At 68.8% G+C, this 21,962-nt stretch carries 25 protein-coding genes and 2 tRNA genes; 19 read left to right on the top strand and 8 right to left on the bottom strand.

Annotation, left to right across the window (positions count from 1 at the left end):
- Positions 1-143 precede the first annotated feature (143 nt).
- The 5 genes from FVO59_RS05680 to FVO59_RS05700 all read left to right on the top strand — a co-directional run bounded on the left by FVO59_RS05680 (position 144) and on the right by FVO59_RS05700 (position 3,287).
- The gene (locus tag FVO59_RS05680) at positions 144-1,532 is read left to right on the top strand and encodes a sensor histidine kinase (protein ID WP_182255554.1); all 1,389 of its coding nucleotides are present in this window, start codon (positions 144-146) and stop codon (positions 1,530-1,532) included.
- Entirely contained in the window at positions 1,520-2,221 is a 702-nt protein-coding gene (locus FVO59_RS05685) for a LuxR C-terminal-related transcriptional regulator (RefSeq protein ID WP_182255556.1), read from the top strand. Before FVO59_RS05680 ends, FVO59_RS05685 begins: the two co-directional genes overlap by 13 nt.
- Positions 2,218-3,021, top strand: a complete 804-nt coding sequence (locus FVO59_RS05690) for a DUF4097 family beta strand repeat-containing protein (protein ID WP_182255558.1) — start codon at positions 2,218-2,220, stop codon at positions 3,019-3,021. The genes FVO59_RS05685 and FVO59_RS05690 overlap by 4 nt, the downstream gene beginning before the upstream one ends.
- Before the next feature lie 81 nt (positions 3,022-3,102).
- Positions 3,103-3,176, top strand: a tRNA-Ile gene (locus tag FVO59_RS05695).
- A 38-nt stretch (positions 3,177-3,214) separates the two neighbouring features.
- A tRNA-Ala gene (locus tag FVO59_RS05700) sits at positions 3,215-3,287 on the top strand.
- Positions 3,288-3,297: 10 nt separating this feature from the next.
- Here FVO59_RS05700 and FVO59_RS05705 read toward each other — a convergent pair.
- Positions 3,298-4,119: a hypothetical protein gene (locus FVO59_RS05705; protein WP_182255560.1), complete on the bottom strand. Its 822-nt coding sequence runs from the start codon at positions 4,117-4,119 to the stop codon at positions 3,298-3,300.
- A 169-nt stretch (positions 4,120-4,288) separates the two neighbouring features.
- Between FVO59_RS05705 and FVO59_RS05710 the strand changes: the two genes are divergently transcribed.
- The 6 genes from FVO59_RS05710 to FVO59_RS05735 all read left to right on the top strand — a co-directional run bounded on the left by FVO59_RS05710 (position 4,289) and on the right by FVO59_RS05735 (position 9,812).
- Complete coding sequence (locus FVO59_RS05710; RefSeq protein WP_182255562.1) at positions 4,289-5,086, top strand: hypothetical protein; 798 nt, start codon at positions 4,289-4,291, stop codon at positions 5,084-5,086.
- Entirely contained in the window at positions 4,978-5,334 is a 357-nt protein-coding gene (locus FVO59_RS05715) for an RraA family protein (RefSeq protein WP_182255564.1), read from the top strand. Before FVO59_RS05710 ends, FVO59_RS05715 begins: the two co-directional genes overlap by 109 nt.
- 57 nt (positions 5,335-5,391) lie before the next feature.
- Complete coding sequence (locus tag FVO59_RS05720; RefSeq protein WP_182255566.1) at positions 5,392-6,117, top strand: FadR/GntR family transcriptional regulator; 726 nt, start codon at positions 5,392-5,394, stop codon at positions 6,115-6,117.
- Positions 6,114-7,658, top strand: a complete 1,545-nt coding sequence (locus FVO59_RS05725; RefSeq protein WP_182255568.1) for a gamma-glutamyltransferase family protein — start codon at positions 6,114-6,116, stop codon at positions 7,656-7,658. Before FVO59_RS05720 ends, FVO59_RS05725 begins: the two co-directional genes overlap by 4 nt.
- Before the next feature lie 50 nt (positions 7,659-7,708).
- Entirely contained in the window at positions 7,709-8,515 is an 807-nt protein-coding gene (locus tag FVO59_RS05730; protein WP_259363464.1) for a sulfite exporter TauE/SafE family protein, read from the top strand.
- Between the two features lie 166 nt (positions 8,516-8,681).
- Complete coding sequence (locus FVO59_RS05735; protein ID WP_182255570.1) at positions 8,682-9,812, top strand: aminotransferase class V-fold PLP-dependent enzyme; 1,131 nt, start codon at positions 8,682-8,684, stop codon at positions 9,810-9,812.
- Between the two features lie 6 nt (positions 9,813-9,818).
- Here the strand turns inward: FVO59_RS05735 and FVO59_RS05740 are convergent, their stop codons facing one another.
- Entirely contained in the window at positions 9,819-10,274 is a 456-nt protein-coding gene (locus FVO59_RS05740; protein WP_182255573.1) for a hypothetical protein, read from the bottom strand.
- Between the two features lie 156 nt (positions 10,275-10,430).
- Between FVO59_RS05740 and FVO59_RS05745 the strand changes: the two genes are divergently transcribed.
- From FVO59_RS05745 to FVO59_RS05755, 3 genes are all read left to right on the top strand, one after another.
- On the top strand, positions 10,431-11,378 hold the full coding sequence (locus tag FVO59_RS05745) for a helix-turn-helix transcriptional regulator (protein WP_259363465.1): 948 nt from the start codon (positions 10,431-10,433) through the stop codon (positions 11,376-11,378).
- A gap of 95 nt (positions 11,379-11,473) precedes the next feature.
- Positions 11,474-11,785: a DUF7882 family protein gene (locus tag FVO59_RS05750; RefSeq protein ID WP_182255575.1), complete on the top strand. Its 312-nt coding sequence runs from the start codon at positions 11,474-11,476 to the stop codon at positions 11,783-11,785.
- 39 nt (positions 11,786-11,824) lie between these two features.
- Positions 11,825-12,259: an NUDIX hydrolase gene (locus FVO59_RS05755; RefSeq protein ID WP_182255577.1), complete on the top strand. Its 435-nt coding sequence runs from the start codon at positions 11,825-11,827 to the stop codon at positions 12,257-12,259.
- Between the two features lie 4 nt (positions 12,260-12,263).
- Here the strand turns inward: FVO59_RS05755 and FVO59_RS05760 are convergent, their stop codons facing one another.
- Both FVO59_RS05760 and FVO59_RS05765 read right to left on the bottom strand, forming a co-directional pair.
- A complete protein-coding gene (locus tag FVO59_RS05760; protein WP_182255579.1) occupies positions 12,264-12,752 on the bottom strand; it encodes an aminoacyl-tRNA deacylase in 489 nt (162 codons plus the stop codon).
- On the bottom strand, positions 12,749-13,246 hold the full coding sequence (locus tag FVO59_RS05765; RefSeq protein ID WP_182255581.1) for a DNA helicase: 498 nt from the start codon (positions 13,244-13,246) through the stop codon (positions 12,749-12,751). Before FVO59_RS05765 ends, FVO59_RS05760 begins: the two co-directional genes overlap by 4 nt.
- Positions 13,247-13,389: 143 nt before the next feature.
- Between FVO59_RS05765 and FVO59_RS05770 the strand changes: the two genes are divergently transcribed.
- Complete coding sequence (locus tag FVO59_RS05770) at positions 13,390-13,947, top strand: peptidylprolyl isomerase (protein WP_182255583.1); 558 nt, start codon at positions 13,390-13,392, stop codon at positions 13,945-13,947.
- Between the two features lie 25 nt (positions 13,948-13,972).
- Positions 13,973-14,857: a rhomboid family intramembrane serine protease gene (locus FVO59_RS05775; RefSeq protein WP_182255585.1), complete on the top strand. Its 885-nt coding sequence runs from the start codon at positions 13,973-13,975 to the stop codon at positions 14,855-14,857.
- A gap of 209 nt (positions 14,858-15,066) precedes the next feature.
- Here FVO59_RS05775 and FVO59_RS05780 read toward each other — a convergent pair whose 3' ends face one another.
- A complete protein-coding gene (locus FVO59_RS05780) occupies positions 15,067-15,306 on the bottom strand; it encodes a cell division protein CrgA (RefSeq protein ID WP_182255587.1) in 240 nt (79 codons plus the stop codon).
- Positions 15,307-15,423: 117 nt separating this feature from the next.
- Here FVO59_RS05780 and FVO59_RS05785 point away from each other — a divergent pair, with 117 nt between their 5' ends.
- From FVO59_RS05785 to FVO59_RS05795, 3 genes are read left to right on the top strand one after another with little or no spacing between them, the layout of a single operon-like run.
- Positions 15,424-16,146 carry a class E sortase gene (locus FVO59_RS05785; RefSeq protein WP_259363466.1) on the top strand — a complete coding sequence of 241 codons (723 nt, stop codon included), beginning with the start codon at positions 15,424-15,426 and terminating at the stop codon, positions 16,144-16,146.
- The gene (locus tag FVO59_RS05790; RefSeq protein ID WP_182255591.1) at positions 16,146-16,301 is read left to right on the top strand and encodes a hypothetical protein; all 156 of its coding nucleotides are present in this window, start codon (positions 16,146-16,148) and stop codon (positions 16,299-16,301) included. Before FVO59_RS05785 ends, FVO59_RS05790 begins: the two co-directional genes overlap by 1 nt.
- Positions 16,298-16,942, top strand: coding sequence for an anthranilate synthase component II (locus FVO59_RS05795; RefSeq protein ID WP_182255593.1), 645 nt, complete (start codon positions 16,298-16,300; stop codon positions 16,940-16,942). The genes FVO59_RS05790 and FVO59_RS05795 overlap by 4 nt, the downstream gene beginning before the upstream one ends.
- Here FVO59_RS05795 and pknB read toward each other — a convergent pair.
- The 3 genes from pknB to FVO59_RS05810 are packed head-to-tail and all read right to left on the bottom strand — an operon-like array spanning position 16,918 to position 21,936.
- A complete protein-coding gene (gene pknB / locus FVO59_RS05800) occupies positions 16,918-18,648 on the bottom strand; it encodes a Stk1 family PASTA domain-containing Ser/Thr kinase (protein WP_182255595.1) in 1,731 nt (576 codons plus the stop codon). The two genes, FVO59_RS05795 and pknB, sit on opposite strands and share 25 nt — an antisense overlap.
- Positions 18,649-18,688: 40 nt before the next feature.
- A complete protein-coding gene (locus FVO59_RS05805; protein ID WP_182255598.1) occupies positions 18,689-20,485 on the bottom strand; it encodes a serine/threonine-protein kinase in 1,797 nt (598 codons plus the stop codon).
- Entirely contained in the window at positions 20,482-21,936 is a 1,455-nt protein-coding gene (locus tag FVO59_RS05810; protein ID WP_182255600.1) for a peptidoglycan D,D-transpeptidase FtsI family protein, read from the bottom strand. Before FVO59_RS05810 ends, FVO59_RS05805 begins: the two co-directional genes overlap by 4 nt.
- Positions 21,937-21,962 lie beyond the last annotated feature (26 nt).

Below are 21,962 nucleotides of genomic sequence, written 5' to 3' on the forward strand. Positions count from 1 at the left end.
TTCCTGATCTTTCGTGGGGCCTTGACGTGCTGCTGCCGCTGTTCGGCGCTGCACGGCCGACGGGTCGAGAGTAGGGAAAACCCGAATCCGGGTGTCGGGCTGGCTCCGTGTCGGGAACCGGCGCCGAACCGTAGCTTTGAGTCATGACCACGAATCCGACCCCGCCGAACCCGCCGGCCCCGCCGGCCCCGCCGACCGCTCGTCCGTCTCAGGCCGACAGGCCGGCTCCGTCCGCCCTCGGTCAGGCTCAGAGCGAGGCGTCCGCGCCGACTCGTCCGATGAGGGACGCCGCACAGCCGCCGCTGCGCATCGTCCTGACCGTCCTCGAGCTCGCCGCTCTCGGTGCCGTCGGTTCGGCGGCGCTCGCCGCACTGAGCGCGACGCTCGGTGTCGGGCTCGCGCTGCTGTTCGTCTTCGGCATCGGCCTGTTCGTCCTGGTCGGCCTCGTGTACGGGCTCTACGGCGTCGCCTGGTTCGAGGTGAGACGCGTCGGCAGCCTGTACGGCGTCGAGGTCCCCGATCTGCAGTGGCGCGAGCGCACGCATCCCGGATTCGGCGGATGGCTTCGCAACCTGGGCCGGCAGTCGGTCGACGGGCGCATGTGGCGCACCATGCTCAACTTCGTGCTCGCCTGCATCGCGGGCACGCTCGTATTGCGCCTGTTCTGGGGTGTCATCTGGTCTGCCTTCTTCTCGTTCGCCCCGCTCTCGTCCGAGGGCAGCGTCGAGGGGCCGTTCGGCAGCTACCTGGCTGTCGAGTGGGCGCCCCTGGTCGGCATCCTCGGGGTGATCGCCGGCATCGCGGGGATCATCGGCCTCGCGCTGCTGCACCGCGTGCTCAGCCGCGCCCTCGTCATCCCCAGCCGCGAGGCGGAGCTCACCGCCCAGGTGCGCACCACGTCGGCGCAGCGCGCCGGAGCCGTGCGCGCCGCCGAGCTCGAGCGCACTCGCATCGAGCGCGATCTGCACGACGGCGTCCAGCCCCGGCTGGTCTCGGTGGGCATGACCCTCGGCCTCGCGAAGCAGAAGATCGATGCCGACCCGGCAGCCGCGAAGGCGCTGATCGATGAGGCGCACACGTCGACCAAGGCGGCGATCACCGAGCTCAGGCAGCTCGCCCGCGGCATCCACACCTCCGTACTCGACGATCGAGGGCTCGACGCCGCGCTGTCGGCGCTCGCCGGCCGCTCGCACATCCCCGTGCTGCTCGACGTGCGAATCGACCCGGCTGTCACAGGGGCGAACGCCGCGTGCCGAGACGCCGAGGCCGCCGTCTACTTCGCGATCGCCGAGTCGCTGACCAACGCCGCCAAGCACTCCCGCGCGAGCGAATGTCGCGTGGTCGTGCGCAGCCGTGACGGCGGACTGTGGGCGCGGGTGGAGGACAACGGAATGGGCGGGGCTCAGGTGCAGCCGGGTGGCGGACTCGATGGCATCACCAACCGGGTGCTCGCCGCAGGCGGCACCTTCCGCCTCGACAGCCCCGCCGGCGGTCCGACCAGCCTGGAGGTGACGGTGCCATGCGCATCCTGATCTGCGAGGACTCGGTCCTTCTGCGAGAGGGACTCGTGCGCCTCCTCGACGACGCAGGCCACGAGGTGGTCGCGGCCCTCCCCGATACGACGGGGCTGATGGACGCCGTCACGGCAGCCGCCCCCGATCTTGCGATCCTCGACGTGCGCCTGCCGCCGACGTTCACCGATGAGGGCATCCGCGCGGCGCTCGCCATCCGCGGGGCTCAGCCCTCACTGCCCATCCTCGTGCTCTCCCAGTACGTCGAGGAGCGCTATGCCAGCGATCTGATCGCCGCTCAGTCCGGTCAGACCCAGGGCGGCGCGCTCGGCTACCTGCTCAAGGACCGCGTGGCCGACGTCGCCGAGTTCGTCGAGTCGGTCGAGCGGATCGCCGCGGGAGGCACCGTGCTCGATCCCGAGGTGGTGGCGCAGCTGCTCACCCGTCGCAATCGCGACGAGCGGATGCTGCGGCTGACCGAGCGCGAGCGCACGGTGCTCGCGCTGATCGCCGAGGGCAAGTCGAACAGCACGATCGCGGGAATGCTCTTCCTCAGCGAGGCCAGCGTCGAGAAGCACATCACCGCGATCTTCCAGAAGCTCGGGCTCGAACCCGAGGACGGCAACAGGCGGGTGCTGGCCGCACTCGCCCACATCGAGAACTCCGGCACGGCAGACGCCGGCCGCAACGACCAGGGAGGGCTGCGATGAGCGGCACGAAGAAGAGCATCGGCGCGATCACCGTGGTGATCGCCGCGTTCGGAGGAGTCGTCATGCTCGGCTCGGCGGCATCGGCCGCTGTCACCGGGCTGCAGCAGATCGGACCTCAGTCCGGTCAGCTGACCACGGATGCCCGTGGCGTGACCTCCATCGACCTCGAGGTCGGAGGAGCCGAGGTGCGCGTCATGTTCGACGACGTCGACGAGGCCGAGCTGCGCGTGGAAGGCGCTTCGGCCAATGGCTGGACCCTGCGCACCGACGGAGACGAGCTCGAGGTTCACGGCCCCGACCGCGGATTCGACTGGTGGAGCCCCGACTGGCTGCGCGGCGACGAGAGGGCCGTGCTCGTGCTTCCGCTCGCGCTCGAGGGGGTGGATGCCGACCTCACCCTGCACGCCGGGTCGCTCGACGTCGTCGGCGAGTTCGGCGGACTCGGAGTCGATGTGAACGCGGGGGCGCTGTCGCTGAACGGCGATGCGCGCGACCTCGATCTCGAGGTGAACGCCGGCCGTGCCGACATCGAGCTGCGCGGCGTCGAGCAGGCGCAGTTCACGATCAGTGCCGGGCGGATCGTGTCGACCTTGGCCAGCGTGCCCGACAGTGTCGACTTCACCGTCTCGGCAGGATCGCTCGACCTCACCCTCCCCGACGAGGAGTACGACCTGCGTCGTCAGGTCAGCGCCGGTTCGCTCGACAGCAGCCTCGATGAGAGCACCGACAGTCCGCACAGGATCAGCGGAAGCGTGTCCGCAGGATCCGCCACGCTGCGCCCCGGTGGCGCCGGGGAGTGAATCCGAAACGCCCGGCCTGCGTGCAGGCCGGGCCCGATTCGCTTTTGGCCCGGGTCATCGGGTAAAGTCTTGGAGGTTGACGGGGCTATAGCTCAGGCGGTTAGAGCGCTTCACTGATAATGAAGAGGTCCCAGGTTCAAGTCCTGGTAGCCCCACTCCGTTCACGGAATCCCCGCGGTGTCCGCACCGCTTCGGGGCCTTAGCTCAGTTGGTAGAGCGCTTGCTTTGCAAGCAAGATGTCAGGAGTTCGAATCTCCTAGGCTCCACAAGATCCAGTCAGAGGCCATCTCCGTTCGCGGAGGTGGCCTCTTTCACTGCCCGTGTTCGCCGAGCCCGCCCTGCGGGGGGGCACCCTTCCGCTGCGTCGTCATCGATATGCAGTCTTCCCAGCGGTCGTGCCTGCAACTGCTTCAGCTTCTTGAGATCGACATCGGGGAGTCGTCCCCTCAGCCACAGCTTCTTGATGGCGTTGCGGCGTTCCCGCATGAGGGTTCGCATCGCCTTGTCGTCGAGATCGTCGATCGTCAGTGGCGGCTTCTCGGGCTCAGGGTCAGGCCGCGGAGAAAACTGGATGATCACGAAGACGATGGCGGCCAGCCCCATCATCACGTAGGTCGGAAGCATCATGAGGCCGAGCCCTGTTCCCGCCTCCGCGGCGATCCCGAACGCCACCGGTATTCCCAATGCTCCGAACACGAATGTCACACCAAGGCAGTGCAGCATTCCCGGGTAACGGCGACGTCCTGCCAGAAACCAGTGGACGAGAAGCAGGATCACGCCAACGATAGCGACGCCGTAGCAGAGCGAAGCCCAGGGCACGGCAGTCATGTCGGGCTCTTCCACCCATCCGCGATTGATGTGCTCCGGGCTGCCGAAGAGGGCTGCGAAGCCGCCGATCGATGCGAACACCGACAAGAACAGTGGCGCGACACCCCAGGCGATCTTCCACGGCGACAGCTTCGAGAGCGCATCCGCGTCCGTCGCATAGGCCAGAACATGCGCCTCCAGCATGTCCAGCCCATGCGGCTCGAGACGCGTCACCCGTTCAGCCCACTCACCGGGGCTGAGTGGATCCTTCGGAACCTCGGGCAGCGACATGCTGTTCACTATCGCATGCTCACGTTCCGACGATCGCTCAGGACATCTGCTGGACCCCTGAGCGACGCGCCAGACAGCCCTAGGCTTGAGTCGCTGCCCGAAGTCGCTGCCCGAAGTCGAAGATCCGCAGCGAGGGCAGCTGCCGCGAGAGTACGGAGCGTGAGGACACATGGCGAGAACGAACGCAGTGGGCTTCTGGGAGGCGGTCGAAACCCTTTCAGACCGTGGCAAGCCGATCGTCCGTCCGACACAGCCGGTGAGAAGCATCTCGTCTCCGGTTGCGCTCGTCACGCTGACGACTCTCGCGATAGCGGCGATTCCGTTGCTGCTGCTGGACCCCGACAGCGCCGACGGCGTGCCGATGCTGCTGTCGCTGTTCCTCTTCCCGATGATCGCCGGGGCAGTGATCATCGAGCTGGTGGTGCTCTGCAAGCTGGGGCAGCAGGAGCCTGACTGGGTGCTGCTGTGGTGGCCGCTCGTCGTCCTCCCGGCAGGGCTGCTCGCCATGAGCGTCGGGCCGATGATCGCGCATCCTGACTACTTCGACGTGACGAGTGTCTCAAGTGCCGCCGGGGTCATGTTCACGTTCGCTCTCCTCCTCGTCTTCGGCCTCGGGGCGGGCTTCCTGTTCTGGATGCTGGTCGTGTTCCCGCTGCGGGTGCTGCTCATGGCCGCGGTCGATGCCGTCCGCGGTGATCGCGTCGCCGGGTTCCGGGTGTACGCGCCTCTCCTCCTCCTGTCGATCCCGGCCATCAGCGTGACCGTCGTCCTCAGTCTCGATGAGGTGGAGGCCAGCAGAGCCGCGGTCGGGCAGGTCGTTCTGGCGCTGCTCGGCATTCCCGGCGACTATGAGGTGGCGTGGGGGCCGGGGCTCTGGATCGTGCGGGGAATCACGCTCGCGCTGATCGGCGGAGCGATCTGGACGACGGCGCGCAGCAAGAGGTCCGCCCGCGAGAACGCGGAGTAGGACGCGTAGGCTGGCGGCCGCACCCCAGCCGCGTCGACCGACGATCCTGCCGAGGCGCAGCGCATTCGCCCGCGGACACGATCGGCGTGAAGGCGCTCGGGACCAACCCGCGACGCTCGCACAAGGCGGGAGAGGGCGAGCGTGATGTCGTGCTCGAGTTCGGCGATGTCGTGTTCCGCCCCGGCGACCTGCTCGTCGCCGACGAGGACGGCATCGTGGTGCTTCCTGCCGGCACGCCCCTGGACTGAGCCGGGCATGCGGTAGGCTGTTGATCTGTTGGTAGGACCAATATGCCAAGGAGCAGCATGGACTGGGATTCGGTGAAGCGATCGGCCGCGCTGTCGCTGCCCGATCGGCTCTCGGTCGACCTCGAGCGCATGATCGTCGAGGGTGAGCTCTCTCACGGCGAGAAGCTTCCGGCCGAACGCGAACTCGCCCAGCATCTCGGTGTCTCGCGTGTCTCGATCCGCGAGGCGCTGCGCGAGCTCGAGAACCGCGGCCTCATCGACCGCCGGCCCGGGCGCGGCACGATCGTGCTGCAGCCGGGGCAGCGCACCCCCGAGCTCACCGGATCACTGCGACTCGCCGCGGGGCTCACCGCCGAGCTGCAGCACATCCTCGAGCTGCGCGCGATCATCGAGCCGCCCATCGCCGGCATCGCCGCGACACGGGCCACCCCCCGTGACCTCGCGATGCTGCGCGAGCTCGTCGAGGCCATGGAGGCGGATCCGGCGCAGGACCGCTACGCCGAGCTCGACCGGGCGTTTCACGAGGCCATCGCGAGGTACGCCCACAACCCCCTGCTCGAGACCATCAACGATCACATCGCCGTGCACATCGCGCCGAGCCGTGCTGGCCGCTATCAGACCAGGGCCCGTCGCCTCGCTTCCAGCGCGGCGCACCGCCGCATCTTCGAGGCGATCGCCGCGGGCGACGCCGAGCTCGCCGAGCAGGAGGCGCGAGCACACGTGCTCGACATCAGCAACCGCATCGCCACCTCGGCGAACACGAAGGGAAGCGTGACGCAGTGAGTGCGGCATCCGGAACCAGGGGAGCGATCTCCACATCCCATCATCTCGCGACCGAGGCGGGAGCCGCCGCTCTGCGTGTCGGCGGCAATGCGATCGACGCGGCCATCGCGGCCGCGGCGGCGCTCTGCGTCGTCTACCCCAACAACGTCGCCCTCGGCGGCGACCTCGTCGCCCTCGTCCGCAGCCCCGACGGGCGGGTGCGGTTCCTCAACGCCACCGGAACCACCCCGTCGGCACAGTCCCTCGACGCGCTGCGCCAGACGTACGGCAGCGCCCTGCCGCTGCGCGGCATCGACACGGTCACCGTGCCCGGAGGCATCCGCGGGTGGGAGCAGCTGCACGAGTACGGCGCGACCCGCGCGTGGGCAGACCACTTCGAGGCGGCCACGAGGCTGGCCGAGGACGGGTTCCCGAACTCGCGCTCGGTCGCCGCAGCGCTCGTGAAGGACCGTGACAGCCTCGCGTCCGATCCGGGAGCGGCGGCCGTGTTCTATCCCGGCGGCGAGCCGATCGCCGAGGGCGAGACGCTCGTGCAGCCGGCGCTCGCCGCATCGCTGAAGCGGATCGCGCAGAACGGCGCGTCCGAGTTCTACGAGGGCGAGACCGCTCAGCGCTGGGTTGCAGGTCTGGCAGCCCTCGGCTCGAAGATCACGCTCGCCGACGCCGCAGCGTACCGCCCCGAATGGGCCGAGCCGATCGAGCGCGAGTTCCTCGGTCACCGCGTGCTCACCTCCGGACCGAATACCTCCGGCTTCATGCTTCTCAGGGCGCTCGACGCCATCACGGGCAGGCGCGGCGACGGCATCGCCGATCCGCTGGGCTCCGGGGCCGGCATGCTGGGTCGCTCGTTCCTCGCTTCGAACTCGATACGCGCCGCCCATCTCGCCGATCCGGCGCTCGGCGGTCCCGACGGCGAGACGCTGCTCGGCCTGCCCGACCCGGAGTTCCCCGTCGTGGGGGAGGGCAAGGCGAGCGGCGACACCGTCGGCTTCTCGGCCGCGAGCGCAGACGGCTGGGCCGTGTCGTTCGTCAACTCGGTGTACTGGGGGTTCGGCGCGCACATCCTCGAGCCGTCCACCGGGATCATCTTCCAGAACCGCGGCACCTCGTTCTCGCTCGACCCCGCGTCGCCGAACGCGTTCGCGCCGGGCAAGCGCCCGCGGCACACTCTCATGCCGGTGCTCATCCTGCGCGGCGACGAGGTCGCGTGGGTGCCGGCCACGATGGGCGGCTCCGCGCAGCCGCAGATCCATGCGCACCTGCTGCTGCGGGTGCTCGAAGGTGCGACGCCGCACGAGGCGACGCACGCGCCGCGCTGGATGGTCGACGAGCTGCAGCGCGACAGCGACGTGTCGGCGACGGTCGAGGCCGACGTGCCGGCCGAGGCACAGCACGCGCTGCGCAGCGCCGGGTTCGACCTCAACGTCGTTCCGCCGCACAGTGAGCCCCTCGGGCATGCCAACCTCATCCGCGTGCACGCCGACGGGTTCGAGGCCGCGAGCGACCCCCGTTCCGACGGCTCGGCGATCGTCGTCGATTGATCCCCTGATCCCCTGATCCCCTGATCCCCTGACCGAGACTTCCGCCACCCATGACAGAGCAGATGATGAACCAGACCGCGCGCCCACCGCTGTTCCCCCTGATCCTCGTGGGCATCGCCGGCGGGCTGCTGTCCGGCCTTTTCGGCATCGGCGGCGGCACGGTCATCGTGCCGGCCCTCGCGCTGTGGCTGAGCATGCCGCAGAAGCTGTCGACGGGCACGTCGATGGCGGCGATCCTGCCCACCGCGATCGTCGGTGCGGCGACCTACGCCTCGCAGGGGCACGTCGACTGGGTCGCCGCGCTCTGCCTGGCTGCGGGCGTCGTCGTCGGTGCGCAGATCGGCAGCCACCTGCTCAACCGTCTGCCCGTGGTCGCCGTGCGATGGGCGTTCATGGCCTTCCTCGCCATCGTCATCGTGAGCCTCTGGTTCGTGGTGCCACAGCGCAGCGACGCGATCGACATCGACGTGGTGAGCGGCATCGCGCTCGTCGCCACCGGTCTGGTGACGGGCGTGCTCAGCGGCCTGCTCGGCGTCGGCGGCGGTGTCGTGGTCGTGCCGGTGCTGATGTTCTTCTTCGGCTCGAGCGACCTGATCGCCAAGGGCACGTCGCTGCTGATGATGATTCCCGGTTCGATCTCGGGCACCATCGGCAATCTGCGGCACAGGAACGTCGACCTCAGAGCAGCGGCCGCGGTCGGGCTCGCGGCCTGCGTGGCCGTGCCGCTGGGCACGGCGCTGGCGATCTGGATCGACCCGTTCTGGGGCAACGTCGCGTTCTCGCTCTATCTGACCTTCATCCTGGTGCAGATGCTGATGCGCACTCTGCGCGCCCGGCGGGCCGCCAAGGGGGAGTAGCACTCGGCCGGATGCTACGGCTCGAGCCTGTCGAGCAGCTCAGCTGGGCGAGCAGCGGCCCGCCCCTGTTCCCGAAGGGTGAGCTGGAGCTCATCGACCACGCCCGCTGACGCGGCTCGCGCCGAGCCGGCTGTCGTTCTCGGCGTCCGGATGCCAGGCTGGATGCATGACACTGCCGCACGCTGACATCGATCCCGACGGACTCCTCGAGTACTCGGTGGTGTTCACCGATCGTTCGCTCAACCACATGTCGAAGCGGTTCGCGGGCATCATGCAGCAGACCATCGACATCCTCTGCGAGGCGTACAACGCCGACAGCGCCGCGCTCGTCAACGGCGGGGGGAGCTTCGCGATGGAGTCGGTCGCCAGGCACCTCGCCACCGGCAGGCGCGCCCTCATCGTGCGAAACGGCCTGTTCTCGTACCGCTGGTCTCAGATCCTCGAGATGGGAGGCGTCGCCTCCGACACCACGGTCTGCCTCGCCCGCCCCGACAGCGACGACGTGCAGGCGGCATGGAGTCCTGCGCCGATCGTCGAGGTCGTCGCCGCGATCCGCGCGAAGCGCCCGGAGGTCGTCTTCGCTCCGCACGTCGAGACCGCGGCAGGCATCATCCTCACCGACGACTACGTCCGGGCGCTCGCCGACGCCGTGCACGAGGTCGGCGGGGTGCTGGTGCTCGACTGCATCGCATCCGGCGCGATGTGGGTCGACATGAAGGCCCTCGGCGTGGACGTGCTGCTCTCGGCCCCGCAGAAGGGCTGGAGCGGCTCCCCTGGCGTCGGCTACGTGATGCTCAGCGGCAGGGGCCGGGATGCCGTCGCGTCAGGCACCCCGACCAGCTTCGCCCTCGACCTGAACCGCTGGCTCACGATCTCGGACGGCTATCGCGACGGCTCGGCCGGCTACCACTCGACGATGCCGACCGACACCATCGCCCGCAACTTGCAGCAGATGATCGAGACGCGCGAGCGCGGCTTCGATGCGCTGCGCACCGCGCAGATCGAGCTCGGCACCCGCGTGCGCGCGCTGCTCGCAGAGCGCGGACTGCCATCGGTCGCGGCATCCGGCTTCGCCTCCCCCACGGTCGTCGTCGTACACACCGCCGACCCCGACCTGCGAAGCGGCGCGGCCTTCACGGACCACGGTCTGCAGGTCGCCGCCGGAGTGCCGCTGCACTGCGACGAGCCTGCCGCCTTCTCGAGCTTCCGGGTGGGGCTGTTCGGGCTGGACAAGCTGGGCGACGTGGATGCCGCGGTCGCGCGCCTCGAGAAGGCCGTGGCCGAGCTCGAGGGCTGACCCGGCTCAGGACGCCGCGCGCCGCACCCGCTCGGCGAGGAAGGCGAGCTCGTCGTCGCCGAGTGCGGTGACCGCGTATGCCGTCGGCCAGACGGCGCCGTCGTCGAGGTTGGCGGCCTGATCGAACTCGAACGCCGAGTAGCGCACCTTGAACTTCGAGCGGGGCTTGTAGAAGCACACCACCTTGCCGGCCTCGTTCGCGTACGCGGGCATGCCGTAGTACGTCTTGGGCACGAGGTGCGGGGCGACCTCGGCGACCATCGCGTGCAGGCGCTCGCCGAGCTCGCGATCGTCATCGGGCATGTCGGCGAGCTTCGAGCGCACCTCCGCCTCGCCCTCCGCACGCACCTGCGCCGGGTCCTTCTTCCCGCGCGTTCGAGCCGCCCTGCCCTCTGCAGCCCGCGCCTTCATCGCATCGCGTTCGGCCTCGGTGAAATTCGCCGTCTGCTCCGTCTTCGCCATGGTGTCCTCCTCGGGGTGTGGGTCCACGATAGAGCGGCTCGGGGGCTGCGGCTTCTCCATTCCTGATCGACTTCGCATCCCTGTGAACCAGGGGGCCGCGGATTATCCTGTACGGGCACGCACTCCCCGATTCACCCGCGTGCACAGGAGGGTTCCGTGGCGGAGATTCTGCGGATGGACTCCGACGACGTCGACGACGTCGAGGAGATCTGGAAGACATTCGTGCCGTCGGCATCGCTGCTGCGCATCGATCCGGCGGACTTCGCGTTCCGCTGGCGTTCTGCGACGCTGAAGGACGTGTCGATCGTGAGGTACTCGCTGACTGCCGAGGTGCATGCGCACGTGCAGCCCGAGGATCAGCTCTTCGCCTGCCGGGTCGTCACCTCCGACGGCCGGCTGCGCAGCCGCAGATCGGTCATCGAGCCGGGGATGCCCTGGGCCACAGACAGCGCGCAGGTCGAAGCCGAATGGAAGGGCATCGCCGAGGTGTCGGCCCTCATCTTCGATCGCGGCCGCGCGCAGCAGCTCGCGCGTCGGATCACGGGTGACGACCTGCTCTCGCTGCGGCTCACATCGGTGCACCCCCGCTCCGACGCGGCCGCGCGCCAATGGGTGCGCGCCTTCGATCACCTGCTCACCTCGGCGCTGGCGGGCGATGACGGCGATGAGCTGATCGAGGCCGGTCTGGCCCGTCACGCGCTGACGACGATCCTCACCTGCTTCCCCTCGACGTTCTCGTCGGCGCTCGTCAAGGGAGCGGGCGAAGGCGCAGGCCACGGCGGCGCCACTGTGCGCAGGGCGCTCGCCTACATCGACGACAACGCGCACCTGCCGATCACCGTCGAGGATGTCGCGGAGGCCGTGCACATCTCGACCAGAGGCCTGCAGTACTCGTTCCGGCGCAGCATCGACACCACCCCGACCGAGTACCTGCGCCGTGTGCGCCTCGACGGGGCGCATCGCGATCTGCGAAACGGCGCAGGAGACGAATCCGTCGCGCAGATCGCGCGGCGATGGGGTTTCGGCAACTCCTCCCGTTTCAACGCGCTGTACCAGCAGACGTACGGCCGGTCGGCCAGGGAGACGTTGGAGAACGGCGACTGAGCGCATCGGTCACAGAACGAAGACTGCTTGCGTTCACGGTCCATTCGCCGACACAAAGGTGCGGAACATCCCCCGCCCTCGTACGGTGATGACAAATGGGACTCATCTACTACGGCAACTCACCCGATCCGATCGAGGTCGATGATCGGACGCTCGCGCATCTCAAGGTCGTGATCGCCCTCAAACTGCGCCGGAACGAGAGCTTCACCCTGTCGTGGCGGCATCCTGACGCCACGGGACGATCGACCCTGTGGCTGCACCCGTCGATCCCGCTGCGCTTCGTCTTCGATGAGCCGATTGCTCCCGAGCTGAGCCAGCAGTGGCTCAACGAGCTGTCGAACTCCGCCAACACCAGCGGCGGCATCCTGCTCACCGAGGAGCACATAGAGCCGCTCGAGAACGCCTGACCATCGCCCCCGTGCGGGGGCCGCGGCTACTGTGAACTCATGGAACTTCGCGTCGCGGCCTATGGCATCGTCACCGACGACGACGGCCGAGTGCTGCTCGCGCGCTGGGTAGAGGGGCGTCGTGTCGCCTGGACGCTTCCCGGCGGCGGGTTGGAGCAGGGTGAGGATCCCGAGCTCGCCGTGCGCAGGGAGCTGCGCGAGGAGACCGGGTTCCAGATCGAGACGACGGCGCTGCTCGGCATCCACTCCCGCGTGATCCCGGCTTCGCGGCGGGTGCGACGCGACGAGAACAAGCTGCCGCTGCACACCCTTCGCATCGTCTACCGCGCCGAGATCACGGGCGGTTCGCTGCGCTTCGAGACGAACGGATCGACCGACATGGCGGCCTGGTTCAGCCTCGACGAGGTCGCCGAGCTGCAGCGGGTGAAGCTCGTCGACATCGGCCTGCGCATGGCGGGCCTGCTGAGCCGGTGAGCGGTCAGTCGCGCGACTGCTCGGGCTGGGAGATATCGGCGACCGTCGCGCCGTACGCGCGGATCAGATCATCGGCCTCGGTGAACAGGCTGTAGCCGTGGGCGCCGGCGCCCATCGCGATGCGGCGCCCGACGATGCTCTCGTCGGCGTACACCGGCCATTCCGTCGTGCTGCCGATCGGCACGATGGTGCCGCGCTCGTACCCTGTCGCGGCCAGGGCGAGCTCTGGCTCGGGCAGGCGCAGCTTGTTCACTCCGACGATCGCGCGCAACTTGGGCCAGGAGATCGACCGGCCGCCCGGCACGAGCGCGAACAGATAGGTGTCGTCTGACCTCTTCACGACGAGGGTCTTGACGATGTCGGACGGCTGAAGGCCGAGAATCGCAGCCGCCTCGGGCAGACTGCGTGCCTGCGGCCGCTCGCGGATCTCGATGTCGAGGCCCCGGGCGGCCGCAGCGGCGCGCACCCGCTGATGCGGGTCGGCCTCGGTCATGCGTTGGGGGGCGAGAGCGGGTCGTCTGCGACCCACAGCTCGTCATCGGCGCGCAGCGCCTGCCAGGCCGCGGCGACGACCCCGATGGCCGCGGCGGCGCCGAGCACGATGGCGATGACCGAGCCCACGCCTATGCTCTTCTTCTGCGGCGCGACGTGACGCGGGCCGAAGCCGAGGTCGTGGCGCTTCTTGTTTGCGACATCCCACGCCGACAGGGCGGTGCCGACGACGCCTCCGACGATGGGCACGACGCGGTCGTCGACCACGTGCTTGCCGAATCTCACGCCGCGGTCGACCGTGGGTGCGAGGCGACGCTCGTACGTCTCCTGCACGGTGGGCACGACCTGCTCACGGTTGAAGTTGCCGAGCTGGCGGCCGGCCTCACGGGCGATGTCGGCAGCGTTCCCGACGAGAACCTGCTGCGACTCCCAGAGTCGTCCGGCGTCCTGCTGAAGTCGACGCAGTTCCTTCTTGCGCTTGCGGCTGAGATTCACGTTGCTCTCCCGTCGGTCGGTCGATGTCCGTTCCGCCATCATCCAACCACAACACACTGAATACGAGCAGAGTCTGGCGGCACGACCGTCGACACGAGACAATACGCCGCGCCCGCACAGCAGCCCTCTGCGAGAATGGAGCCATGCCTCACGCATCTCACGTCGCAACCCTGCACACCAACCACGGTGACATCGTCATCAACCTGTTCGGCGACCACGCCCCGAACACGGTCGCCAACTTCGTCGGCCTCGCCGACGGCTCGAAGGCATGGACGCACCCCGCCACCGGAAAGCCGGGCGAGGGCCCCCTCTACAAGGACGTCATCTTCCACCGCATCATCCCCAACTTCATGATCCAGGGCGGCGACCCGCTCGGTCAGGGCATCGGCGGACCGGGTTACAACTTCAACGACGAGATCCACCCCGAGCTGAACTTCAACGACCCGTACGTGCTCGCCATGGCGAACGCGGGTCTGCGCCGCAACGCCATCACCGGCCAGCCGGAGGGCACCAACGGCTCGCAGTTCTTCATCACCACCGACCCGACCCCGTGGCTGATGGGCAAGCACACCATCTTCGGCGTCGTCGCCGATGACGCCTCGAAGGCCGTGGTCGACGAGATCGCCGCCGTCCGCACCGGTGCGCAGGACCGTCCCGTCGAGGACGTCGTGCTGCACTCGGTCGACATCGTCGCCAACTGAGTCACGACAGCTCGAGCCGATCCGGATGACCTCTCCTGATTTCACGCGGAACCGCGAGAACTTCTGCTACCGGCATCCGGATCGGCAGAGCTTCGTGCTCTGCCAGCGCTGCACGCGCACCGTCTGCGCCGACTGCCAGACGCAGGCACCTGTGGGGGTCATCTGCCCCGAGTGCATGAAGGCCGACCGCAAGGCGCAGACACCGGCGCAGCGCCGGGCGAACCGAGCCTGGCGCCCGGATGCCGCCGCCTCGTCGCAGCCGATCGCGACGTACGCCATCATCGCCGTCACCTCTGTCGTCGGCGTGCTGCAGGTGCTGCTCGGCCCGCTCGTCGACCGCGCTCTGCTGTTCGCGACGCCGTACCTGTTCCCAGACATGTTCGCCGGCGACTTCACGTTCCAGCCGTGGCGACTGCTCACCGCGATGCTCGTGCACTCGGGCATCATGCACTTCCTGCTGAACATGCTCGCGCTGTGGATGATCGGCCGCAGCCTCGAGCCCCTGCTCGGCCGCTGGCGCTTCGTCGCGCTGTACCTGATCGGCGGGCTCGGCGGATCCGTCGCCATGGCGCTGCTGGATCCTGGCGTCGCCACCGTCGGCGCCTCCGGAGGCATCTTCGCGCTGATGGGCGCGCTGCTGGTCATCGGCCGGCACATCGGGGCGAACATCCGCGGCATCCTGGTCATCCTCGCGATCAACCTCGCCATCGGCTTCATCCAGACCCTCAACATCGCCTGGCAGGCCCACGTCGGCGGTGCCGCCGTCGGCGCGCTCATCGGCGTGATCTTCGCGCGCACGCGTCGGCGCTCGCAGCGCGTGGTGCAGATCCTGCTGCTCATCGCACTGGTGATCGCGTTGCTCGCCCTCGCCTTCGTCGTATCGCCGGTGGTCATCCGCGGCACCCTCTGACCCCGACCGACGGCAGTTCTGCACACGCCGTGCACAGGTCATGCACAGGAGTGTGCACAGCATTTCCCCATAGTTATCCACAGGGCTGTCCACATGTGGGGAGAATTACACCCGTGTTATTCACAGGTGGACAGGGTTGTTAACAAGTCGCTGGGGAAAGCAACGCGCCCCCTCACCTGAAGGCGAGGGGGCGCGTGATCCGCTCGGCGTCAGCGCCAGCGGGTGGTCATCAGGAACCCGATCAGGGCGATGCCGAGGCCGATGCCGAGGTTCCATGAGTCGAGGCCGGGGATCGGGAATCGCGAGCCGGAGATGTAGTACACCAGGATCCACGCCAGGCCGAGCAGCATGAAGCCCACCATGACGGGCTTGAACCACACCGCGTTCGGAGCGGCTTCGCCCTCGGGACGCTCGACGGCGGGTTCTTCGGAGTTGCGGTCACGTGCCATGCGCATCATTCTAGCCGGGCGAATAGACTTCCCCTCATGCATGCGGTCGCGACTTCTCCGGCGTCGCGACCCCGCTCGACGAGGTCACGGACCGGGTCCCGTGCCACGGTCGGCAGTGTGCTCGGCGAACTGCTGCTCACCGCGGGCGTTGTCGTGCTGCTGTTCATCGCCTGGCAGATGTGGATCGGCGATGTCATCATCGGCGCCGAGAACAACGCGAAGGGCGCCGAGCTCTCGGAGCGATGGGCCGACCAGCCCGCCCCCGAGCCGCCGCCCTCGGAGCAGCAGGGCGGCACCACGGTCTACGAGCCGCCCGTGCTCGAGCACCCGGCAGACGCCGAGATCTTCGCCAACATGCTCATCCCGCGCTTCGGCGACGACTACAACGTGAACATCGCCGGCGGGACGAGCCGGGCCCGCACGCTCGACCGGCTCGGCATCGGGCTGTACACGCAGTCGAGGATGCCGGGTGAGATCGGCAACCTCTCGCTGGCGGGTCACCGCACCACGTGGGGCAAGCCGTTCAACCGCATCGACGAGCTGCGACTGGGCGACGCGATCGTCGTCGAGACCGAGGTCGGGTGGTACACCTATCGCTTCCGCAACCTGCAGTACGTGAAGCCGTCGGCGGGCGATGTGCTGCTCGACGTGCCGCAGATGCCCGAGGTGCCCCCCGGCGACCGCTTCATCACGCTCACAGCCTGCTCGCCCCTCTACTCGCTCGCCGAGCGCATCGTCGCCTACGGCGTGTTCGAGAGCTTCCAGCCCCGTGCCGAGGGCCCGCCCGCATCACTCGCCCCGGTCGGCGAGGCGAGCGGATCCGCCGAAGGAGTCCGCTGATGTATGCCGCTCTCTGGCGCCTGCTGCCAGGACCGTGGTGGGTTCGCCTGCTGCTCGTCCTCGCCATGATCGCCGCCGTGCTCTACGCGCTGTTCTTCCACGTGTTCCCGTGGATCAGTCCGCTGATCACACCGGGAGAGGTGGACTTGCAGTGACGCGCGTGCTCGTGGTCGACAACCACGACAGCTTCGTGCACACGCTCATCGGGTACCTGCGCGAGCTCGGCGCAGAGGTGGTGATGGTCGAGGCGGATGTCGCAGGCGATGCTCCGGATGCCGATGTGCGCCGTCATTGGCTCGATCTGGTGCAGAGGTTCGATGCGGTGATGATCTCGCCGGGGCCGGGCACGCCGGCCGACGCCGGCGCATCGAACGCGGTTGTGCACCTCGCCGCCGAGATCGGCGTGCCGCTGCTCGGCGTGTGCCTCGGCCACCAGGCCATCGGCGAGGCCTTCGGCGCAGTGGTCGGCGGCGCTCCGGAGCTGATGCACGGCATGGTCTCGCAGGTGACCCATGACGGGTCGATGCTGTTCGAGGGCATCCCGTCGCCCTTCGCCGCGGGACGCTACCACTCGCTTGCCCTCACCGACGACGCGCTGCCGCCGGTGCTCAGGGTGACTGCGCGTGCCGAGCACGGCACGATCATGGCCGTCGAGCACGAGAGCCTGCCGATCGTCGGCGTGCAGTTCCACCCCGAGAGCGTGCTCACCGAAGGCGGCCACCGCCTGCTCGGCAACTGGCTCGCGTCGGTGCCGTCGCGGATGACCCCCGGTCAGCCCGCGGGTGGCACGCAGTAGCGCAGCTCGACCGCGGAGTGGATCGGCACCTCGCCCGGCGACTTCGACATCGAGATGACCACGTTCGGGGTCTGACCGTCGGTGCAGGCGCCCAGCTCGATCGGCTCGGCGGTGAGGCCCAGCTTCTCGAGCTGGCTCTTCGCGGCATCCATCGAGAAGCCGGTCATGTCCTCCAGGGTGACCTGTCCGTTCGCGACGACGAGATCGACGACGGTTCCGGGTGCGACCTGCGATCCCGCCGCCTCGCTGGCGCTGAGCACCGTGCCGGCCGCGGCGTCCTTGTCGTTCTGCGGTCTCACGGTGCCCAGTTCGAGCCCCGCGTCGTCGAGCACCGTCTTCGCGGCATCCTGCGACAGGCCCTCGACGACCGGCATCTCGATGGTGTCGGCGCCTGTCGAGACGTACACGATCACCGAGGTGCCCTCGGTGAGCTTCGCGCCGGTGGTGGGCGACGAGCGGATCACGTGATCCTCGGCGAAGTCGACGCTCGACTCCTCGCGCATGTCGGGGATCAGCCCCTTGTCCTCCAGGGCCGACTCGGCCTCGGCGGAGGTGAGGTTCACGAGGTTCGGGACGGTGACAGAGGTGGTCGGCACGTCGTTCGGACGCATCGTCAGGGTCACGACCCAGATGAGCACGGAGATCAGCAGCACCGCGAGCAGTGCGACACCTGCCCAGATCCACGCGACGGGCGGTCCCGACTGGGTGCGCGTCATCGTGGTGTCGGTGCTCAGCTGACGCAGCGAACGGGCGGTCTCCTGCGCCTGACGCGGGTTGGGTCCGTAGAGCTCGCTGGTGAGCGCGCCGATGTCCTTCTTGCTCGGCGCCTCGCCGCTCGACACGCCCTTGAGAGCCATGCGGAACGAGCCGGCGTCGGGGAAGCGCTGGTACGGGTCCTTCGCGAGGGCTCGCAGCACGATGGCATCGAGCGATCGCGGCAGCTGCTCGTTGACCTCGGTCGGAGGCAGCGGAGTCTCGCTCACGTGCTGATATGCGACGGCGACGGGCGAGTCGCCGCGGAACGGCTGGCGGCCCGAGAGCATCTCGTACAGCACCACGCCGGCCGAGTACAGGTCGGTGCGCGCGTCGACGGCCTCGCCCTTCGCCTGCTCGGGCGAGAAGTAGGCGGCGGTGCCGATGATCTGCGTGGTCTCGGCGACGGTCGATGACGAGTCCGACACCGCGCGGGCGATGCCGAAGTCCATCACCTTCACGGTGCCGCGCTCGGTGATCATCACGTTGCCGGGTTTGATGTCGCGGTGCACGACCCCCGCGCGGTGGGAGTACTCGAGGGCCTCGAGGATGCCGTCGGCGTAGCGGATCGCATCGGCGAGCGGCACCGGCCCCCGGGCGATGATGTCCTTGAGCAGGGTTCCCTGCACGAGCTCCATCACGATGTACGGCTCGGCCTGGGCATCCGGTGCGGCGCCGGACGGCGAGCGGGTGTCGGCGGGCTGCAGCGAGGGGTCGCCGGCGTCGAAGACCCGGACGATCGACGGGTGCGACATCCGCGACGCCGCCTGCGCCTCGAGGCGGAAGCGCGTGCGGAAAGCCGTGTCGCGAGCGAGCTCGGGATCGAGGATCTTGATCGCGACCTCGCGTCCGAGTGTCAGGTCGTAGCCGCGGTGCACCTTGGCCATGCCGCCCTGCCCGATGACCTCATCGACGCGGTAGCGCCCGGCGATGATGCGCGGTTCTGGCGACACAGACGACCCCCCTCAGATCTCTTCGACAACGCCTTCCAGATTACCCGGTGGGGGCGGAGCCCTCGGCGTCGCCGTCGCCCTCGCCTGCGGGCGGGGTGGGGGTGGCCGGCGCCTGGATCTGCTTCTCCATCTGCGGCGACCGCGGCGAGGCCATGTCGTTTCCGCAGTACGCGACGTAGCTGGCCGTGATCGTGGCGTTGGGAAGACCGGTGACGGTGATCTGGGCGTTGAGCGCAGGCGGAGCGCCAGCGCTGCGGCCGAAGTTACGGGTCGTGCTGCCATCGTCGAACGTCGCGTTCGTGATCGTGACCTCGTAGGCGCTCAGCGCCGGGACCCCCGACGGGCACTCGAAGTTCGTCCAGTTCAGGGTGACCGTGGCGCCCGTGGTCGGTGTGCCGCTGAGCGTCGGTGCCGAGCTCGGCGTCGGGATGCTGACCGCGGCCTTGTACGTCGTCAGGGTGATGGTCGTGCCCACCTCGACATTGCCGGTGTCGCTGACGCTCTGCACCCACCCTTCGCGGTCGCTCGCGGGAGCCGCGGTGTTGCCCTCGACGCACTCGCCCACGAGCTCGTTGTCCTCGAGGATCTGCCGTGCCTCCTCGCAGGGGCGGTCGACGAGCGCGAGCTCGCCGACGTTGACCAGTTCCTTCTCGGGCTCGCTGGGCGTCGCCGAGCTCGGCTTGGGCTTCGGCTTCGCCGGAGTCGATGTCGAGCTGGTCGGCTTGCCGTCGTCCTGGTTGGTCAGCATGGCGATCAGCGTGCCGCCGAGCACGAGCACGAGCAGCGCGATCAGCGCGATCAGCGGCCAGGTCCACGGGCTCCGCTTGCGCTTCTGCTTCTCGTCGGGCTCTGTCGCCGTCGCGGAGGCGACGGCGGCGCCGGCCGGCAGCTGCGCAGTCGTCGGCAGGATGCGGGTGGCGTCGTCACCGCCCATCCCGGTCAGGATGCGCGTCGCATCATCGGCATCCGCCACTCCCCCACCCGCGATGGCCGGAACGGCGATCGCGGCCGAGTTCAGGTCGCCACGTCGCAGTGCCTGCGCCGCGCGGGAGACGGTCGCCGCCGACGACGGCCGATCGGCCGGCTTCTTGGCGATCATCGCCATCACGAGGTTGCTCACCGGCACCGGAACGGAGTCGGGCAGGGGCGGTGGCTGCTCGTTGATCTGCGCCATCGCGATGGCCACCTGCGACTCGCCCGTGAACGGGCGCTTGCCGGCCAGGCACTCGTACGCGACGATGCCGAGCGAGTACACGTCGGTCGCGGGCGACGCCGCGTGGCCGGACGCCTGCTCGGGTGAGAGGTACTGCACGGTGCCCATGACCTGCCCGGTGGCGGTCAACGGCACCTGGTCGGCGATGCGGGCGATGCCGAAGTCGGTGATCTTCACTCGGCCGTCGGGGGTGATCAGCAGGTTGCCCGGCTTGATGTCGCGGTGAACGAGGCCCGCTGCGTGAGCGGCCTGCAGGGCCGATGCCGTCTGCGCGACGATGTCGAGCGTCTTGTCGGAGCTCAGCGCGCCGTCGCGCTCGAGGATCGTCGAGAGCGCCTCCCCCGGCACGAGCTCCATGACGAGGAAGGCAGAGCCGTTCTCCTCGCCGTAGTCGAACACGCTGGCGATGCCCTCGTGGTTGACGAGTGCGGCGTGACGGGCCTCGGCGCGGAAGCGCTCGAGGAACCCCGGGTCGCCCATGTACTCGTCCTTGAGGATCTTGATGGCGACGGTGCGGCCGATGACGTGATCCGTCGCCTCCCACACCTCGCCCATGCCGCCGATCGCAATCCGCGACAACAGCTCGTAGCGTCCTCCGAACGACACACCCTGCGTCGGCCTCATCTGCCCAGCACCGCCTCTATGACCTTCTTGGCAATCGGAGCGGCGATCGCGTTGCCGCTGCCCGATGTGCCTCTTCCACCGCCGTCTTCGACGACGACTGCCACCGCGACCTGCGGATCCTCCGCAGGCGCGAAACCCGTGAACCACAGCGTGTACGGCTTGCCGCCGTTCTCCGCCGTGCCTGTCTTTCCGGCGACATCGACGCCCTCTATTCTTGCACCCGTCGCCGCGCCGGAAGCGACTCCCTCGACCAGCACCGAGGTCAGCGCGTCGGCGGTCTCGGGGTCGAGAGCCTGCGCGAACGCCTCGTCGTCGAACTGCGTGTGGACGGCGAAGTCGTCGCCGATCACGGCATCCACCATCCGCGGCTTCATCACGGTGCCTTCGTTGGCGATCCCGGCCATCGACATCGCGATGGTCAACGGCGTCGCCCGCACATCGAACTGCCCGTATCCGGTCTGCGCGACCTCGTCGTCGCTCATGCCGGTCGGGTAGCGCGACGGCGTGACCGTCAGCGGGATCTCGAGCTCGGCGTCGAAGCCGAACTTCTCGGCCATCTCGCGGATGCGCTCATCGCCGAGCTCGACCGCGAGCTCGGCCATCGGGATGTTGCAGCTGAGCGTGAGCGCCTGTGCGAGCGTCGCCGTCTCGCCGTCGCCGCACTTTCCGCCCCAGGCGTTCGACACCTGCTGGCTGGTTCCGGGCAGCGTGTAGCTGGCGGGGTTGGGGAAGGTGGAGTCGAGGGTCCACTCGCCCGATTCCAGTGCCGCCGCCGCCACGATGACCTTGAACGTCGAACCGGGAGGGTTGAGGTTGCCGCCGATCGCGCGGTTGTAGAGCGGTTTGCTGGCATCGGCCGCGAGTCGATCGTGCTCGGCGTTGACGGCCGCCGGATCGTGAGCGGCGAGGGCGTTGGTGTCGAAGCCAGGAGTGGAGACCATGGCCAGCACGCGGCCGGTGGCCGGCTCGATGGCGACCACCGAGCCCTGCAGCCCCTGCATGGCGTCGTACGCGGCGCGCTGCACCCGCGGGTCCATCGTGAGCTCCACGCTGAGACCCTGCTGCGGCTGACCGGAGAGGATCCGCTCGATCTCGCCGAAGAACGCATTCGCCCCGGTGCCGGACAGCTCGGAGTTGAGCGCCTGCTCGATGCCGGTGCGGGAATCGAGCACGGGGTTGTAGTAGCCCGTGATGGGCGCCCACAGTGCGGGATCGCTGTAGACGCGCTGGTACTGGTAGCGGTCGTCGGCGGGCACGGAGGTGGCGATCGCCGTGCCGTCGACGATGATCGACCCGCGCTGGATCTGGTAGCTGTCGAGGCGCGTGCGTGTGTTCGCGGTGTTCTGCGCGAGGTTGTCGGCATCGACCACCTGGATCCAGCTGGTCGCGACGAAAAGCGACAGGAACATCGCGAGGATCACGAAGCTCAGACGGCGTAGTTCTTTCGTCATGCGACACCGCCTGCGGTGGGGCGCCC

It is taken from the genome of Microbacterium esteraromaticum (genome assembly GCF_014084045.1).
GTDB lineage: Bacteria > Actinomycetota > Actinomycetes > Actinomycetales > Microbacteriaceae > Microbacterium > Microbacterium esteraromaticum_D.

Coding starts and splice junctions, on each gene's coding strand:
- FVO59_RS05720 (WP_182255566.1), top strand. CDS start 5,392: ATGGACTGGGATTCGGTGAAGCGATCGGCCGCGCTGTCGCTGCCCGAT.
- FVO59_RS05735 (WP_182255570.1), top strand. CDS start 8,682: ATGACACTGCCGCACGCTGACATCGATCCCGACGGACTCCTCGAGTAC.
- FVO59_RS05685 (WP_182255556.1), top strand. CDS start 1,520: ATGCGCATCCTGATCTGCGAGGACTCGGTCCTTCTGCGAGAGGGACTC.
- FVO59_RS05690 (WP_182255558.1), top strand. CDS start 2,218: ATGAGCGGCACGAAGAAGAGCATCGGCGCGATCACCGTGGTGATCGCC.
- FVO59_RS05805 (WP_182255598.1), bottom strand. CDS start 20,485: ATGAGGCCGACGCAGGGTGTGTCGTTCGGAGGACGCTACGAGCTGTTG.
- FVO59_RS05730 (WP_259363464.1), top strand. CDS start 7,709: ATGACAGAGCAGATGATGAACCAGACCGCGCGCCCACCGCTGTTCCCC.
- FVO59_RS05780 (WP_182255587.1), bottom strand. CDS start 15,306: ATGGCACGTGACCGCAACTCCGAAGAACCCGCCGTCGAGCGTCCCGAG.
- FVO59_RS05790 (WP_182255591.1), top strand. CDS start 16,146: ATGTATGCCGCTCTCTGGCGCCTGCTGCCAGGACCGTGGTGGGTTCGC.
- FVO59_RS05680 (WP_182255554.1), top strand. CDS start 144: ATGACCACGAATCCGACCCCGCCGAACCCGCCGGCCCCGCCGGCCCCG.
- FVO59_RS05705 (WP_182255560.1), bottom strand. CDS start 4,119: ATGTCGCTGCCCGAGGTTCCGAAGGATCCACTCAGCCCCGGTGAGTGG.
- FVO59_RS05760 (WP_182255579.1), bottom strand. CDS start 12,752: ATGACCGAGGCCGACCCGCATCAGCGGGTGCGCGCCGCTGCGGCCGCC.
- FVO59_RS05775 (WP_182255585.1), top strand. CDS start 13,973: ATGACCTCTCCTGATTTCACGCGGAACCGCGAGAACTTCTGCTACCGG.
- FVO59_RS05740 (WP_182255573.1), bottom strand. CDS start 10,274: ATGGCGAAGACGGAGCAGACGGCGAATTTCACCGAGGCCGAACGCGAT.
- FVO59_RS05770 (WP_182255583.1), top strand. CDS start 13,390: ATGCCTCACGCATCTCACGTCGCAACCCTGCACACCAACCACGGTGAC.
- FVO59_RS05755 (WP_182255577.1), top strand. CDS start 11,825: ATGGAACTTCGCGTCGCGGCCTATGGCATCGTCACCGACGACGACGGC.
- FVO59_RS05810 (WP_182255600.1), bottom strand. CDS start 21,936: ATGACGAAAGAACTACGCCGTCTGAGCTTCGTGATCCTCGCGATGTTC.
- FVO59_RS05750 (WP_182255575.1), top strand. CDS start 11,474: ATGGGACTCATCTACTACGGCAACTCACCCGATCCGATCGAGGTCGAT.
- FVO59_RS05710 (WP_182255562.1), top strand. CDS start 4,289: ATGGCGAGAACGAACGCAGTGGGCTTCTGGGAGGCGGTCGAAACCCTT.